This is a genomic window from Shewanella frigidimarina NCIMB 400 (assembly GCF_000014705.1).
GTDB classification, from domain to species: domain Bacteria; phylum Pseudomonadota; class Gammaproteobacteria; order Enterobacterales; family Shewanellaceae; genus Shewanella; species Shewanella frigidimarina.
The window spans coordinates 2,664,571-2,679,310 of record NC_008345.1 but is presented as its reverse complement, the minus strand read 5'-3'; the positions used below and the strand labels follow the sequence as shown (position 1 = coordinate 2,679,310).

Below are 14,740 nucleotides of genomic sequence, written 5' to 3'. Positions count from 1 at the left end.
TAATTGTATTATCGCTAGATGAAATTACTTAGCTTGGGTAGGTCGCCATTGTGACCATTCTTCCTGCATGTTCTCATGCAATGGGAAACGGTCGGTGGTGTTGATACGGTTACTGTCTGATGTGGTATCTTGGGTTGCAAATGCAATACCACCGGCGAGTATTGTTTCTAATGAGCCAGTTTCTAACTGTGCACCAGAAAATAAACCAACGTCTAACTTAATACCAGATGCATCCCAAAACTGGCTAGTCTGGTTAATTAAGTGACCATATTCAGCATTAACATGGGCAAACAACGTAATTTCTGTACCTGAGTCATCCAACCTATACCCATCAATTTGTCCGACTTTAATTCCACGGAAAAACAAGGGTGTACCGACCTTAATTGAACCTAGCTGGTCATCGACTAATTGGAATGCTAACGCATCTTTAGGTACGGTAGCCTCAAAGCTCGAGTGAGGTTGGGCAACAAAATTATCGATAATCTCTGTGCTGTTACCTGGAATAACTCCAATATAAGGACCCGTTAACAGTGTTTCGGGGGCATTAATACCCGCTAAAGAAATTTGGGCATCGACGATGAAGTATTCCGTATCGCTAGCACTAAAATGGTTTGCGTAATGACCATAAATATACGCTTGTGCATTAAGAGTGGTTAAATCTTGGTTTAGCTTAACCTGTGACACTTCACCAATTTTATGACCTTGATAACGAATAGCGGCTTTTTCTGCCACTTTTGTACTCACAGGCAGAGTGAGGTTAATGACCTTAGCCTGCATGAGTGCGAGAGACTTTGTATCATATAATCGTAGATTAGGTTGATTATTTGCAGTATCAACTTTGTCGTCAATATGACCAAGAGTAATGCTACCATTTATTGCACCTTTTAATGGAGCAACATTGATATCGACACCGGCTAAACTGGCATTGATGGCTACTGCATCATTACGCCAAAAAACCGTAGTCGGCTTAATTAACGGAACAAATTTATTGTCTATATTGATATCGATATTAAATTTGTCTGTTTTCGCTAACCAATTGACTTTATTCACTGAGCCTATTTGCATTTTTTTGTAATAAATTGGCGATCCTTCAGCTAAGTCCGCACCATCAATACTGGTTAAGGTAAAGGGGGTAAGCTGTTGTTGAGCGTAAAGCGTTTGGGCCGATTCAACTGATTCGTGCAGTGTTAAAGTACTATTAGCCGAAAGCAGCATTTCGCTGTTACCCGGAATTAAGCTAATAGCGCCTTCCAACATCGTAGTGAGGTCGCGAGTTTTAACATTAACGCCCTCTAGTGAAGCATTAATGGCTATGGCACTTTCAGGAACAAAGAAACTACCTTTAGTTAGCAAACTTTTAAATTCTGGTTGAATTTCGATACTATATTCAACAGTTGAAAAGTCTTTACTTAAACCAATACTGGTTATCTGTCCGATTGGCAATTGCTTATATCGCACTTGCGCACCATTGCTGACACCAGAGTGGGTAGTGGCAACTACAGTCAATTTCAGTTTGTCTTGACTGAGTAAATCAGGAGCATGTGATGCCAATTCAAATTGCATCGGCTCTTCAGTTACTTGAGTGCCAGGTAAGACATTAATAACACTTCCTGTAACCAGTCTACTGACGTTTTTGACACCTTTTAATGATAACTCAGCCCCACTTATCCAAAATTGGCTATCACTGGTAATTAATGCTTTGTAATGATGCTCTACTCGAGCGATAAACTGCACCCCTGCATCAGTTAAGGTGACTTTTTCAATCTCACCGATAACAATACCGCGGTAGGTGATAGCGGTGCCTTCATTAACATCTTCACTGCTAGATGCGGTTAAACTAAACTGAACGCCTCCAATTGCGGTGAGCTCATCTTCATAAAGGTTGTAAATATCACCATTTTGGGCTTTTTCAGTGTAGCTGCCGGTATCAAAGCTGATACCGCCAGCCAAAATAGACGCGATACTTTCAGTGCTGACTTTTATCCCCGCTAAAGATGCATCAATTTTTAAGCCAGACACATTCCAAAAATGGGAGTCTTTATTGACTAAATGGGCATATTGTTCTTGAACAAATGCGCTGATAATAATTTGTTTATTTCCGTCGAGGCGATAACTCACAATGCTTCCGACAGGTGCTTGACGGTAAAAGACCGGTGAGCCAACATCAATTGATCCCAGTTTAGGGGATTTTAGTTCGATCATTAGCCCTTCACTGCCGGGGAGTATCGCAGGCGCTTCACGTTGTGCTTCAAATACGGTCGCCGAGCGGCCATCACCAGGTTGAAGGGCAATATAATTACCTGAAAATAATGTATCGAGTCCTTCAACACCGGTAATGCTGGCTTTAGGTTTTACTAACCAGAACAGGGTGTTTTTATTGAGAAATGGGTCGGCACGGTAATCCATAATAACTTTAACGTTAACCCCTTTAAGATCATCGTCTATACCAATATCAGTGACTTTACCAACAGTCAGCCCTTGGTATTTCACCAGCGTTTTACCGATATCAATACCTGTAGCGCTAGGAAAATGAATTAATATTTCAATGCCGGATTCTTTGATGCTTTTGACCCCTAACCAGGCACCTAATATCAAAGCAACAACCGGTAATAACCATATTGGCGAGAATAACTTTTTCTTCACAATTTTAGGCGATTCAATTTGTGTCATTAGTGTTTTCCAAGCGGTCCCAAAGTAATCGAGTATCTAACACTTTTGCCGCGAGTTGCGTTAGTAAGATAACTAGCGCAAATGCTGTCGCGGCAGGTGCAGGTTTTGCGTCTAATAATTGCCCCATATTAACTAAGGCAACGGTTAATGAAATAACAAATAAATCGAGCATTGACCAACGTCCAATCCATTCAATGATATGAAATCCAACCATTAATTTTCTTTTTGATATTGGTAAGTTAAAACTGATAGCCGTTAAATAAGTCGCTAAGCCAAATATTTTAAGCCAAGGTACTAAAATACTGGCAGTAAAAACAATAATAGCAATCGGGAACATACCGGTTTTGACTAAATGACTAATACCACTAAAAATGGTGTCATTGGTGACCACTCCACGATTAGTCAGCAAGGTAATAGGGTAGATGTTGGCGACCACAAGTAAAATAGTCGCTGTCACCAATAAAGCCCAACTTTGCTGGATACTGGCATAATTACGGCTACTCAATTGACTAAAACAACGTCGACAATGACTGTTGCTGGTGACATTCAGTTTGCGACAAACAGGGCATAAACATAAGCCAATTTTCTTGCCCTGAATATGAGGCAAAACCTCAGTTTTCGCCTCGTTATCGGTATTCGCAGTTTGCTTAGTGCTGTCCACTATATGTTCATTGGATGGTGTAATTGGAGTACTAGGCATCTACATAACTCCACATGTGTTCTAGATTATATTCACGTTGTAAAAATAATATGATGATAAACAACATCGTAAAACTGAATGTCCCCATACCAAAATACACATCTGAAAAGTCTGATAACTGAAAGGCCGACACGAGAAAACTGATGACATAAATTTCTAACATGGTCATTTGTGATATCAAACCATGATTTTTTAACAATGTAGTATAAGTTCTTTGCCAAAATGAGTTGTGCAGTTTTAATTTTACAATTACAACTTGAGCCATAATTGACAAAATCAATAACCCAGGCGCGATAACTGCAGCAACCATTACCGCTAGGCCTACAACCCAATATCCTTCGGCCCAAACCGTCACGGCAGCTTGCAGCACCGTAGTGGTTCGTACACTGCCAAGGAAGTGGATTTCGAGTACTGGCAATAAATTAGCAGGAATAAAAATAATTAACGCAGCAACGCATAATGCTAGCATGCCATTAATAGAGCAATAAGGAGAATCGTAGAGTGCCGTGTGGCAACGCGGACAAAGCGCGCGAGCGCTAGAAGGCAAAGCACGTTTTCTGACTGCCAAATCACATGATTGGCATAAAATTATCGAATCATGATCATCAAATTCATGCATGAAGAATTAATCTAATCCATAGTAAAACACATTATTGGGTAGCGAAGAGTCAAACCTCTTTGCTTGGCCTTATATTGGCAGACAAATGAGTTAATTGTTAAATAATCTCGATTTTGTTGTGTTTGATAATATCAGAATAATCAGAACACTTGCATCATAAGTTAACTATGTGAGATTCTATGCACTGTATATAAAAACAGTGAGGATTACATCATGGCAGTGATAACCCAATTTGTCGTGGTCAGAGAAGGGGTGGAAAAGATGACATTTATATCGAAGAAAGAGGCTGATGCCTACGATAAGATGCTTGATATTTCCGATAACCTAGTGCCATTTCTTATTAAGGCAGACCTCGGACTTGATGAAAATAAATGCGAACAACTAGCATTTTATCTAGCAAACAATAAAGATGAGCTTTCTAACTTGCTAAAAGGCATAGTACAGGTTAAAAACGCTCCTACAGCGAAAACTAAAAAGACTGCGGCTAAAAGTACATCAGTAGAATAGTCGTATTCATCACTCATTCTTGGAGTGGGTGTCAGCTTAAGGAATGAAAATGAAAACCGAATTTTACCAAACATTAAATCGTCAAGCACAAGCCTTACTTGAAGGCGAAGATGATTTAATTGCTGCCATGGCTAATTTTTCAGCGTTGTTAAATGACAGCCTAGAAGACCTAAACTGGGCTGGTTTTTATATCAAGCGTGGTGAACAATTAGTCCTTGGTCCATTCCAAGGTAAAGTGGCTTGCACCCGTATTAATATGGGCAAAGGTGTTTGTGGCACTGCCGCAGCAGAAAATAAAACCCAACGAGTTGCCGATGTTCATCAATTTGACGGCCATATTGCATGCGATTCTGCCAGTAATTCAGAAATTGTGATCCCTGTTAGACAGGGTAATGAGGTTGTGGCAGTGTTAGATATTGACAGTCCATTACTGAATCGATTCGATCAAGATGATCAAATTGGTTTAGAAAACATGGTAAAAAGTTTCGAAACTTGCCTATTTGGTTAAATAGCGAACAAATTAGATTAAATCATGGTCGCATTCGCTGTGGCTGGCTTTATAATATGCCGCTATACGCATTTGTGCTGGATTTACTGATGAGCGATGATTAAGCTGAGAGTAAGTTTGGTTAAATTGTTAAGGTTTGTTTCAATGACTTTAGCAAACTGGCGGATAGTGATATTTTGTACGTTAAGCTTTAACAGTAAGGTTTAACGAAAGATGAACGACTGCATGGCAACTTTTATGCCGCATAATCAGTCCCTTTATTAACGTGGAAGTAAAAATGGAATCAACAGACAAGTTGACCGACACCAACGCAATTTTAGCGTATTTATATGAAACCTTTCCTTTATGCTTTATTGCAGAAGGTGAAACTAAGCCATTAAAAATTGGTTTGTTTCAAGATTTGGCTGAACGGTTAGCTGATGATTCTAAAGTCAGTAAAACACAATTACGTGTAGCGCTTCGTCGTTATACAAGTAGCTGGCGCTATTTGAAAGGCGTAAAAGCAGGTGCTAAACGTATAGATCTTGACGGTAATGAATGTGCTGAATTAGAACAAGAGCACATTGACCATGCTATTTTGACGCTTAAAGAAAGCCAAGATAAAGCCAAAGCAAAGCGTCAAGCCTTAGCGCCTAAAAAGCCGGCGAAGAAAGTGGCACCTAAACGTGCACCAGCCGTTAAAAAGGAACGTCCTGCACCGGTAGCTGCTCCAGTGATTAAACTTGTGCCTGCTAAGCTAGAAGATTTAAAACAAAAACAACGCGTTAATGTTAAATTAGGTGCCACACCTGTTCCTGGTGTTGTAACTGATATTAATAAAGAGGATGTGCTTGTTCAATTAGATTCTGGCTTATCCATCAAAGTACGTGCAGAGCACATACTATTATAGAAATTTAAGGAGTACTTGTTGATGCGAAAACTTACCTTGGCCGCGTCAATTGCCAGTTTATTTGTCGGCTTTTCGGCATGGGCAATTTCACCAACGATTCAAATCAGCGAGTTACCTAAACTAGCACAAGAGCCACAACATAAAGTGGCTAGCAAGCGAGTAACAACTTTGTTTACTCGCTCGCATTATCATCGTTTTGTACTTGATGATGCATTCTCTGAACAAATATATACCCGTTTTCTTGAGCAACTTGATTATCGTCGTAATGTGCTGACAGCGGCAGACATTGCGAGCTTTAGTCAATATCAAAACCAGTTTGATAACATGGTCGAATCAGGCGATATTAGCCCTGCATTTACCATGTACGATCTAGTACAAAAACGTCGTTATGAGCGTTTTGCTTATGCTTTGTCTTTGCTTGATAAAGAGTTCGACTTTACTCAAGCTGGCGATGCGTATGAATTTGATCGCAAAGATGCGCAGTGGCCAAAAGACGAAGCCGAAGTGAATGAACTTTGGCGTCAACGCGTTAAATATGACGCACTAAATCTAAAGTTAACCGGTAAAAAGTGGCCTGAAATTGTTGAAGTGCTCGAGAAGCGTTATAACAATGCCATTAAGCGTTTAAGCCAAACACAAAGCGAAGACGTGTTTCAAACAGTCATGAATGCGTTTGCTCGTAGTGTTGAGCCTCATACCAGTTATTTATCACCTCGTAATGCAGAACGTTTCCAAATGGAAATGAATTTAAGTCTCGAGGGGATCGGTGCTGTGTTGCAAATGGATGATGACTACACTGTCATCAAAAGTTTAGTGGCCGGAGGGCCGGCGGCCAATAGCGAGAAATTATCACCAGAAGATAAAATTGTTGGTGTTGGTCAAAAAGACGGTGACATTGTTGACGTCATAGGTTGGCGTTTAGATGATGTTGTTGATTTGATCAAAGGGCCAAAAGGCAGCGAAGTCGTATTACAGATTTTGCCGAAAAAAGGCGGGGCGAATGCTAAACCTTTTGAAGTTGTCATTACCCGAGATAAAATTCGTTTAGAAGACCGTGCTGCGACGTCAAAAGTGGTTGAGCCTAAAGAAGGCCAGTATGCCAATCGTAAAGTCGGGGTGATTCAAATCCCTGGGTTTTATATGAATTTGTCACAAGATGTGGCCAAAGAAATCACTAAACTTGAGAAAGACAATGTTGAAGGGATTATTATTGACCTTCGTGGCAATGGCGGTGGGGCATTAACCGAAGCGACATTGCTCACTGGCTTGTTTATTGATATGGGGCCAGTTGTTCAAATCCGTGATGCTAATGGTGGCATTAATCAAAATCGTGATAATGATGGCGCCAGTGCTTACAATGGCCCACTTACTGTGATGGTTGATCGTTATAGTGCATCGGCTTCAGAGATTTTTGCTGCAGCTTTACAAGATTATGACCGCGCACTTATTGTCGGTGAATCGACCTTTGGTAAAGGGACTGTTCAGCAACATAAAAGCTTGGGTCGAATTTATGACATGTACGAAAAGCCAATCGGTCATGTGCAGTATACCATTGCTAAGTTTTACCGTATTAATGGCGGCAGTACTCAGTTAAAAGGTGTCACACCTGATGTGCGCTTACCGAGTGCTTTAGAGCCTGGTGAATATGGTGAGTCGGAAGAAGAAAATGCATTACCATGGGATAAAGTACCTGTAGCGCAGTACACTACTTTAGGGAATATTACCCCTATGTTGATTAACAATCTTGATGTTAAACATAAAGAGCGTATCAGCCAAGATGTAGAGTTCAGTTATATTTACCAAGATATTAATGAGTTTAAAAAACATCACAAAGACAAAACAATATCGCTTGTAGAGAGTGAACGTATTGCTTCTCGTGAAGACGATGATAAGCGTGCTCTAGATCGAGCCAATGCGCGTCGAGTTCACGAAGGTTTAGCTGCTGTGAAGTCTTTAGACGATATTGAAAAAACAGATGATAGCAAATTACCTGATGCCTTTTTAGATGAAACGGCTTATATCACTCTAGATATGGCCGACGTAGAAAAAATAGCTAAAACTAACTCAAAGTAATTTTTTATTACTGTTAAAAAACGCGCTTAGGCGCGTTTTTTCTTAATCATAATAACTAAAAATAGTACCAATTCGATAAAGACTACACATTTAATCATATTGGCATTAGTACCGCTCAAAAGGATCATGTATGAACCAAGCGCAAGAAAAACACCTAAAAGATTATACCAAGCCTGCATTCACCATTTCTCATGTTGATTTGAACGTTATTCTGGATGGCAAAAACACTAAAGTGACTGCCGTCAGTAAGGTAATCCGTAATGGTGAGCATCAGCATGATTTAGTGCTTGATGGTGAGCAACTTTCGCTAAGTACAGTGAAACTTAATGGTGTAGCGGCTAATTATCGTCAACATGATAACCAATTGATGATTAGTACGGACCTAAATGAATTTGAATTAGAAGTGGTTACCTTGCTTGACCCTGAGGCAAATTCGAGTCTTGAAGGACTTTACATGTCAGACGGTGCTTATTGCACTCAATGTGAAGCTGAAGGATTTCGCCGGATTACTTATTTCTTAGACAGACCCGATGTTCTCGCTATTTATACTGTGCGTATCGAAGCGGATAAACAAGCATTTCCATTTTTGTTAAGTAACGGTAATTTAATTGAGAAAGGAGAAATGCCTCGTTCTGGTCGTCATTTTGTCAAATGGCATGATCCATTCCCTAAACCAAGTTACTTATTTGCCTTGGTTGCTGGTGACTTTGATTTACTTAATGACAGTTTTACCACTCAATCAGGTCGTGAAGTCAAACTGCAAGTATTTGTCGATAAAGGCAATTTACATAAAGCAGATCACGCAATGGCATCACTGAAAAAATCAATGAAATGGGATGAAACCCGTTTCGGTCTTGAATATGATCTTGATATTTATATGATTGTTGCGGTAGATTTTTTCAATATGGGTGCCATGGAAAATAAAGGCTTAAATGTCTTTAATACCAAATACGTGCTCGCAGACAAAGCCAGTGCAACAGATGATGATTATCATGGTATTGAGTCTGTCGTTGGCCATGAATACTTTCATAACTGGACTGGTAACCGAGTCACATGTCGTGATTGGTTTCAGTTGAGCTTAAAAGAAGGTTTAACGGTATTTCGTGACCAAGAATTTAGTTCCGATGTTGGGTCTCGCGCGGTTAACCGAATTCATGCTATCCGAGTGATGAAAAACCAACAGTTTGCTGAAGATGCTGGACCTATGTCTCATCCTATACGCCCAGAAAGTGTGATTGAAATGAACAATTTCTATACCGTGACGGTATATGACAAAGGTGCTGAAGTTATCCGTATGATGCACACCATTCTTGGTGAAGAAGGTTTTCAAGCTGGAATGAAGTGCTATTTTGAACGTCATGACGGGCAAGCGGTAACCTGCGATGATTTTGTAAACGCTATGCAAGATGCTAGCGGTAAAGATTTAACCTTATTCCGTCGTTGGTATAGCCAAGCAGGCACACCCGTTGTAACGGTTAAAGACAGTTTTGATGCGGATAAAGGCGAGTATCATTTAACGATTACTCAACAAGTGATGTCACAAGGTGTGAAGGGGCAAACACTGCATATACCGTTCAGTGTTGAGCTGTTAGACAGTGCAGGGCAATCAATTGTTAATAAAGTCCTAGATGTGACTAAAGCCAACCAAACTTTTGTGTTTGATGGACTAGAAAGTGCGCCTATAGCATCTTTACTGCAAGATTTTTCTGCACCCGTTAAATTGGTTTACGATTTTAGCATTGATCAACTTGTACATCTTATGCGCCATGCTTCTAGCGAAGTGGCCCGTTGGGAAGCATCAGTACAGTTAGTGAGCCACGCCATTTGGAATAACGTTGCACAGTTGCAAAAGCAACAAGTCATGATGGTTGATACTCGTGTTATTGAAGCATTCAGAGGTGTCATTTTAGATGCGAAAATAGACCAAGCATTAGTAGCTGAAATTTTGTCTATTCCAACTGCTTCAGCATTAATTGAGCAGGTAGATAACGTTGATTTAGATGCTTTAGCCAAAGCCAGAGAGTTTGTTGTTGAAGAACTCGCATCAGCTTGTGAAGATGAATTATTGGTACGTTATCGTGAGCTGATACTTCTAGATAATGCAGGTGCGCGTGCATTTAAAAACATTGCCTTGTCATTATTATGCCAAGTGACCGATACTCATGAATCATTAGTTGAAAAACAATATTATTCAGCAAAAAATATGACCGACAGTTTAGGGGCTTTGAAAGCGGCAGCTACAGCAAAATTAGCCTGTTTACCTATGTTATTGAGTGATTTTGAGTCTACGTGGGAATCAACGCCATTAGTGATGGATAAATGGCTGACATTACAAGCGTTAGTTAATAGCGATGAAGTGATAGAGCAAATTAAAACGCTGACAAAGCACAGCAGTTTTAGTTTCTCTAACCCTAACCGTGTACGTTCATTGATAGGGGCTTTTGCAGCTGCAAACACTTACCAATTCCATCGTGCTGATGGCGAAGGCTACCGTTATTTGACCACAATATTAGTCAAATTGAATAAGTCGAATCCACAAGTTGCATCGCGAATGATCACACCATTAATTCAGTTTGCCAAATTTGATCAACATCGCCAGCAATTAATGAAACAGTGTTTAGTAGAATTAAAAGCTTTACCGGATTTATCGAAAGATTTATATGAAAAAGTCACTAAATCATTAGCAGAATAATGACAAAAATGGCTGTTCATCTAGTATGAATAGCCAGACTGTTTAGTATGTTAAAAAGGAGAGCTTGCTCTCCTTTTTATGGAGTAAATGATGGAGTTTTTATTTTCTCTTAACGTAAGTTATGAAGCATTTCTACCGTATTACCAAGGACTTGCAGAGAAAGTGCAGGTCAGAGACCATCAAGGTCGCGTATTGCACATAAATGGTAAGTATTTTAGACCTTATTTAACCCCTCAAGGTATTCACGGACAGTTCAAATTAGTCCTAAATCGAGAAGGGAATTTCAAATCACTTAATAAATTATAGAGTATTTACTTCAAACGTTTGATTGATTAGTAGTGTGTGAAGTAGCAACCTGTGAATATTTATAAGTATATGAAAATAAACTTTTTTCGTTAATGGTTAAATGATTGTAAATATATCGTCTGTGTTAATTCAAATATAAGCTGGTTTTATTTCGTCATATTTAGCCAAACATCGTTAATTTTCTTAAACATTTTCTTTTTTTTGACCTTGCTCAATATAGTTAAATGCTGTAACAATGGTGTTGCCTGTGGGCTAACAAGATGTTGGTTAAATTCCTATAACAACTAATCCAACAGGTTACGGAGATGAACTAAAATGAATATTGTTAAAAAAAGATTTAACAAGTCGGCTCTCGCTTTGGGGGTGGTGTCGGCATTATGTTTGGGAATGAGCACTTCAGCCTCAGCAGTTTCTTTTGATTGGGGTGATGTACGAGGTACATTTGACTCTACATGGACTGCAGGCGCGAGTTGGCGTGTATCAGACCGTGATTGGAGTAACCAAATCGGTAAGGTGAACCAACCACAATTTGATTGGTCAGGTTATTCTGCATTTGGTGGCGCGTTTGGCTCTACCAAATATACATCTGCAGAAATTTGGGCTCAGCCGGGTTCATATTCAAGCAACAATGATTTAAGTAATTTGTTGTATGCGCAAGGTGATACTACGTCTGAGATTGTTAAAGGTCTTCACGAGTTATCACTGAAGTACGAAAATTACGGTATCTTTTTACGCGGCATGTATTTTTACGATCGCAAATTAAATGACGGTGATTATGGCTTTAACGATCCATTAACCGGAAAAGAATTCGATCCTTGTGAAGATAACAAAGCATCAGAAGTGCAATGTAAAGACATTCGCTTATTAGATGCATTTGTTTACGGTAACTGGGACTTAAATGACGGTGCTAACCCATTAAGTGTTCGTGTGGGTAACCAAGTAGTTTCATGGGGCGAAAGCACCCTGATCTCTCACGGTATTGCTGAAATCAATGCTGTAGATTTAAATATTCTTAATGCACCAGGTGCGGAGCTTAAAGAAGCATTTCGTCCGCAAGGCATGGTTTGGGCATCGTTAGGGTTAACTGAAAACCTAAACCTTGAAGCATTTTATCAATATGATTGGCAACCGATTTGGATCCCTACACCGGGTTCTAACTTTGCAACCAATGATTTTGCTGGGTATGGTGGTTACAACCAAAATGCACAATTAGGTTTCAACTCAAATCCGGATATCAACCAAGACTTCCTAATTTCAGAATACACACGTTTATATGAAGCTGCAGCTGCTACTGGGTTTAACCCGGCATATGCCGCTTACATGACTGCTTATTCAACTAAGGTTGCTTTAGTTCAAGATGCTGCAGATCCTAGTGACGATGGCCAGTTTGGTGTTAAATTAGGCTATTACTCACCAGAACTAGGCGAAACAGAGTTCGGTCTTTATTACATGAATTACCATAGCCGTCGCCCAATCATCAGTGGTACTGCCTCTAACTTTAACGCAGATGCTATAGGTCGTGATTATGGACGTTTGGCGCAAAGTGGTGGCGTTATAGACCGTGAACTGTTGTTAAGCATGGAAACCTTCACCAAGTCGCAAATCGTATACCCTGAAGATATTCAGTTATATGGTTTTAGCTTTAACACATTAGTGGGTGACACATCTGTTGCTGGTGAAATTTCACACCGTGTTGATGAGCCATTGCAAATTGATGACGTTGAATTACTTTTCTTAGCGATGCCTCAACAGCTTGCAAATGCAGGACTTCGTCCTGATTTAGATGGTATTTCACAAATGGATAATGTGGAACCTGGCTCAAACGCTGAGGGGTATATACTTACCGATACGACTCAAGCACAGGTAACCTTTACTCATTTATTCGGTCCAACACTTGGTTTAGATAACTTAACCATGCTTGCTGAAGTGGGTGGTGTGTGGATCCATGATATGCCTGGTTTTGACGAATTACGTCTAAACGGTCCAGGAACCGCTCGTTCTGGCGGTAACCCAGAAATGACGGGTATTATTGCCGCTCTGCACAATGGTCCAGAAACCAATCCATTCCCAACAGATTTTGCGTGGGGTTATCGTTTAGTGGCTAAAGCTGACTTTAACAACGTGTTTGCTGGTGTGAACATGTACCCAAGAGTGATTTTCTCTCACGACGTTGATGGTATTACACCGGATCCAATGTTCTTATTCACCGAAGGCAGAAAATCTGTGGCTTTAGGTGTGAACTTTGATTATCAAAGTCGCTGGGGCGCAGACATTTCTTACAACAGCTTCTTTGGTGGCGTAGGAACAACAAATGCGATGACAGACAGAGATTACATCTCTTTCAACGTCAAGTATTCGATTTAGAAGGATAATTATAATGAAGAAACTGACGATATTATCGGCAGCAGTGATGCTAGCACTGAGTGCACCTGCTGCGCTGGCGAAAGTATCACAAGCTGATGCAGACAAATTGGGTACAACATTAACCCCTATGGGTGCAGAAAAAGCGGCTAATGCCGATGGTTCAATTCCAGCCTGGACTGGTGGTATTAGCAAGCCTATTGCAGGCTACAGTAAGGGTATGCATCATCCAGATCCATTCCCAACTGATAAAGTGTTATTTACCATTACTAATGAAAATAAAGCCCAATACGCTGAGTTTTTAACTCCGGGTCAGAAACAGTTATTTGAAGTATATCCAGATACTTACAAAATGAATGTTTATGAAAGCCGTCGTACTGCAGCTGTACCTCAATATGTTTATGATGCGACTAAAGCCAATGCTGTTAGAGCTGAATTAGTTTCACAAGGTAACGGTATTACTGGGGCGACCATTGGTGTGCCATTTCCAATTCCGGCTAACGGTTTAGAAGTGATTTGGAATCATATTTTACGTTATCGAGGTGTCGATGTAGAAACATATCGTAGCCAAGCCGCGCCTATGTCAAATGGTTCTTATACTCTGGTTGAAAACGCTGAGGAAATTCGTTTTGAATATTCTCGTCCAGAGGTGACCTTAGAGAAGCTTAAAGAAACAAATACGTTGTTTTACTTTAAACAAGTTGTTACTCAACCAGCGCGACTCGCAGGTACAGCACTACTTGTAAAAGAAACCATGGATCAAGAAGCGCTTCCACGCCAAGCTTGGACTTACAACACTGGACAGCGCCGCGTTCGTAAAGCTCCTAACGTAGCTTTTGATACTCCAGGTACTGTATCTGATGGGTTAAGAACAACAGATGATTTCGATATGTTTAACGGCTCTCCAATCCGTTATAACTGGGAATTAGTTGGTAAAAAAGAGATCTACATTCCTTACAATGATTATCGTTTACATTCAGATGCGTTGAAGTATGACCAAATTTTAAAACCTGGTCATATTAACCCTGAGTATCCACGTTATGAAAAACATCGTGTATGGGAAGTCAAAGCGACGTTAAAAGAAGGCATGCGTCATACTTATAAAAGTCGTGTTTTCTATATTGATGAAGATTCATGGCAAGTGGCGGTAACTGATATATATGATAACCGCGATGAGCTTTATCGTGTGGGTGTAGCTCACCTTATCAACTATTATGAAGTGCCTGCGCTTTGGAGTACATTGGAAGTGTTCCATGATCTTCAATCACGTCGTTATTTAGCGATGGGTCTAGACAATGAAGGCCGTATGTATAATTTTGATGCATCACTTTCAGAGTCTAACTTTACCCCAGACGCATTAAGACGTGCTGGTATTCGTTAATAAGCCATAGATAAAATGGGGCGCCGTAGCGCCC

At 40.1% G+C, this 14,740-nt stretch carries 11 protein-coding genes; 8 read left to right on the top strand and 3 right to left on the bottom strand.

Features of this window, described 5'->3' with window-relative positions:
* Window positions 1-24: 24 nt before the first annotated feature.
* Genes SFRI_RS11520 through SFRI_RS11510 form a run of 3 tightly spaced genes read right to left on the bottom strand, consistent with a single transcriptional unit; the run spans window position 25 to window position 3,989 of the window.
* The gene (locus tag SFRI_RS11520; RefSeq protein ID WP_011637690.1) at window positions 25-2,670 is read right to left on the bottom strand and encodes a PqiB family protein; all 2,646 of its coding nucleotides are present in this window, start codon (window positions 2,668-2,670) and stop codon (window positions 25-27) included.
* On the bottom strand, window positions 2,657-3,370 hold the full coding sequence (locus tag SFRI_RS11515; RefSeq protein WP_011637689.1) for a paraquat-inducible protein A: 714 nt from the start codon (window positions 3,368-3,370) through the stop codon (window positions 2,657-2,659). Before SFRI_RS11515 ends, SFRI_RS11520 begins: the two co-directional genes overlap by 14 nt.
* Complete coding sequence (locus SFRI_RS11510) at window positions 3,363-3,989, bottom strand: paraquat-inducible protein A (RefSeq protein WP_011637688.1); 627 nt, start codon at window positions 3,987-3,989, stop codon at window positions 3,363-3,365. Before SFRI_RS11510 ends, SFRI_RS11515 begins: the two co-directional genes overlap by 8 nt.
* A 213-nt stretch (window positions 3,990-4,202) precedes the next feature.
* On the opposite strand from SFRI_RS11510, the gene SFRI_RS11505 reads away from it, so the two are divergent.
* From SFRI_RS11505 to SFRI_RS11470, 8 genes are all read left to right on the top strand, one after another.
* Window positions 4,203-4,496: a YebG family protein gene (locus SFRI_RS11505; RefSeq protein WP_011637687.1), complete on the top strand. Its 294-nt coding sequence runs from the start codon at window positions 4,203-4,205 to the stop codon at window positions 4,494-4,496.
* A 49-nt stretch (window positions 4,497-4,545) separates the two neighbouring features.
* Window positions 4,546-5,004, top strand: coding sequence for a GAF domain-containing protein (locus tag SFRI_RS11500; RefSeq protein WP_041413006.1), 459 nt, complete (start codon window positions 4,546-4,548; stop codon window positions 5,002-5,004).
* Window positions 5,005-5,281: 277 nt separating this feature from the next.
* Window positions 5,282-5,893: an RNA chaperone ProQ gene (gene proQ, locus SFRI_RS11495; RefSeq protein ID WP_011637685.1), complete on the top strand. Its 612-nt coding sequence runs from the start codon at window positions 5,282-5,284 to the stop codon at window positions 5,891-5,893.
* Window positions 5,894-5,914: 21 nt separating this feature from the next.
* Complete coding sequence (gene prc, locus SFRI_RS11490; RefSeq protein ID WP_011637684.1) at window positions 5,915-7,966, top strand: carboxy terminal-processing peptidase; 2,052 nt, start codon at window positions 5,915-5,917, stop codon at window positions 7,964-7,966.
* A 130-nt stretch (window positions 7,967-8,096) separates the two neighbouring features.
* Window positions 8,097-10,658 (top strand): aminopeptidase N, encoded by a 2,562-nt coding sequence (gene pepN / locus SFRI_RS11485; protein ID WP_011637683.1) that lies wholly within the window; start codon window positions 8,097-8,099, stop codon window positions 10,656-10,658.
* A 90-nt stretch (window positions 10,659-10,748) separates the two neighbouring features.
* Window positions 10,749-10,964, top strand: a complete 216-nt coding sequence (locus tag SFRI_RS11480) for a DUF2835 domain-containing protein (RefSeq protein ID WP_041413003.1) — start codon at window positions 10,749-10,751, stop codon at window positions 10,962-10,964.
* A gap of 315 nt (window positions 10,965-11,279) precedes the next feature.
* Window positions 11,280-13,328: a DUF1302 domain-containing protein gene (locus SFRI_RS11475; RefSeq protein ID WP_011637681.1), complete on the top strand. Its 2,049-nt coding sequence runs from the start codon at window positions 11,280-11,282 to the stop codon at window positions 13,326-13,328.
* A 13-nt stretch (window positions 13,329-13,341) separates the two neighbouring features.
* Window positions 13,342-14,706 (top strand): DUF1329 domain-containing protein, encoded by a 1,365-nt coding sequence (locus SFRI_RS11470; protein WP_011637680.1) that lies wholly within the window; start codon window positions 13,342-13,344, stop codon window positions 14,704-14,706.
* Window positions 14,707-14,740 lie beyond the last annotated feature (34 nt).

Excerpts from the sequence above, each read along its gene's own strand:
- proQ (WP_011637685.1), top strand. The coding sequence starts at position 5,282 with ATGGAATCAACAGACAAGTTGACCGACACCAACGCAATTTTAGCGTAT.
- SFRI_RS11520 (WP_011637690.1), bottom strand. The coding sequence starts at position 2,670 with ATGACACAAATTGAATCGCCTAAAATTGTGAAGAAAAAGTTATTCTCG.
- SFRI_RS11475 (WP_011637681.1), top strand. The coding sequence starts at position 11,280 with ATGAATATTGTTAAAAAAAGATTTAACAAGTCGGCTCTCGCTTTGGGG.
- SFRI_RS11470 (WP_011637680.1), top strand. The coding sequence starts at position 13,342 with ATGAAGAAACTGACGATATTATCGGCAGCAGTGATGCTAGCACTGAGT.
- SFRI_RS11505 (WP_011637687.1), top strand. The coding sequence starts at position 4,203 with ATGGCAGTGATAACCCAATTTGTCGTGGTCAGAGAAGGGGTGGAAAAG.
- SFRI_RS11515 (WP_011637689.1), bottom strand. The coding sequence starts at position 3,370 with ATGCCTAGTACTCCAATTACACCATCCAATGAACATATAGTGGACAGC.
- pepN (WP_011637683.1), top strand. The coding sequence starts at position 8,097 with ATGAACCAAGCGCAAGAAAAACACCTAAAAGATTATACCAAGCCTGCA.
- SFRI_RS11480 (WP_041413003.1), top strand. The coding sequence starts at position 10,749 with ATGGAGTTTTTATTTTCTCTTAACGTAAGTTATGAAGCATTTCTACCG.
- SFRI_RS11510 (WP_011637688.1), bottom strand. The coding sequence starts at position 3,989 with ATGCATGAATTTGATGATCATGATTCGATAATTTTATGCCAATCATGT.
- SFRI_RS11500 (WP_041413006.1), top strand. The coding sequence starts at position 4,546 with ATGAAAACCGAATTTTACCAAACATTAAATCGTCAAGCACAAGCCTTA.
- prc (WP_011637684.1), top strand. The coding sequence starts at position 5,915 with ATGCGAAAACTTACCTTGGCCGCGTCAATTGCCAGTTTATTTGTCGGC.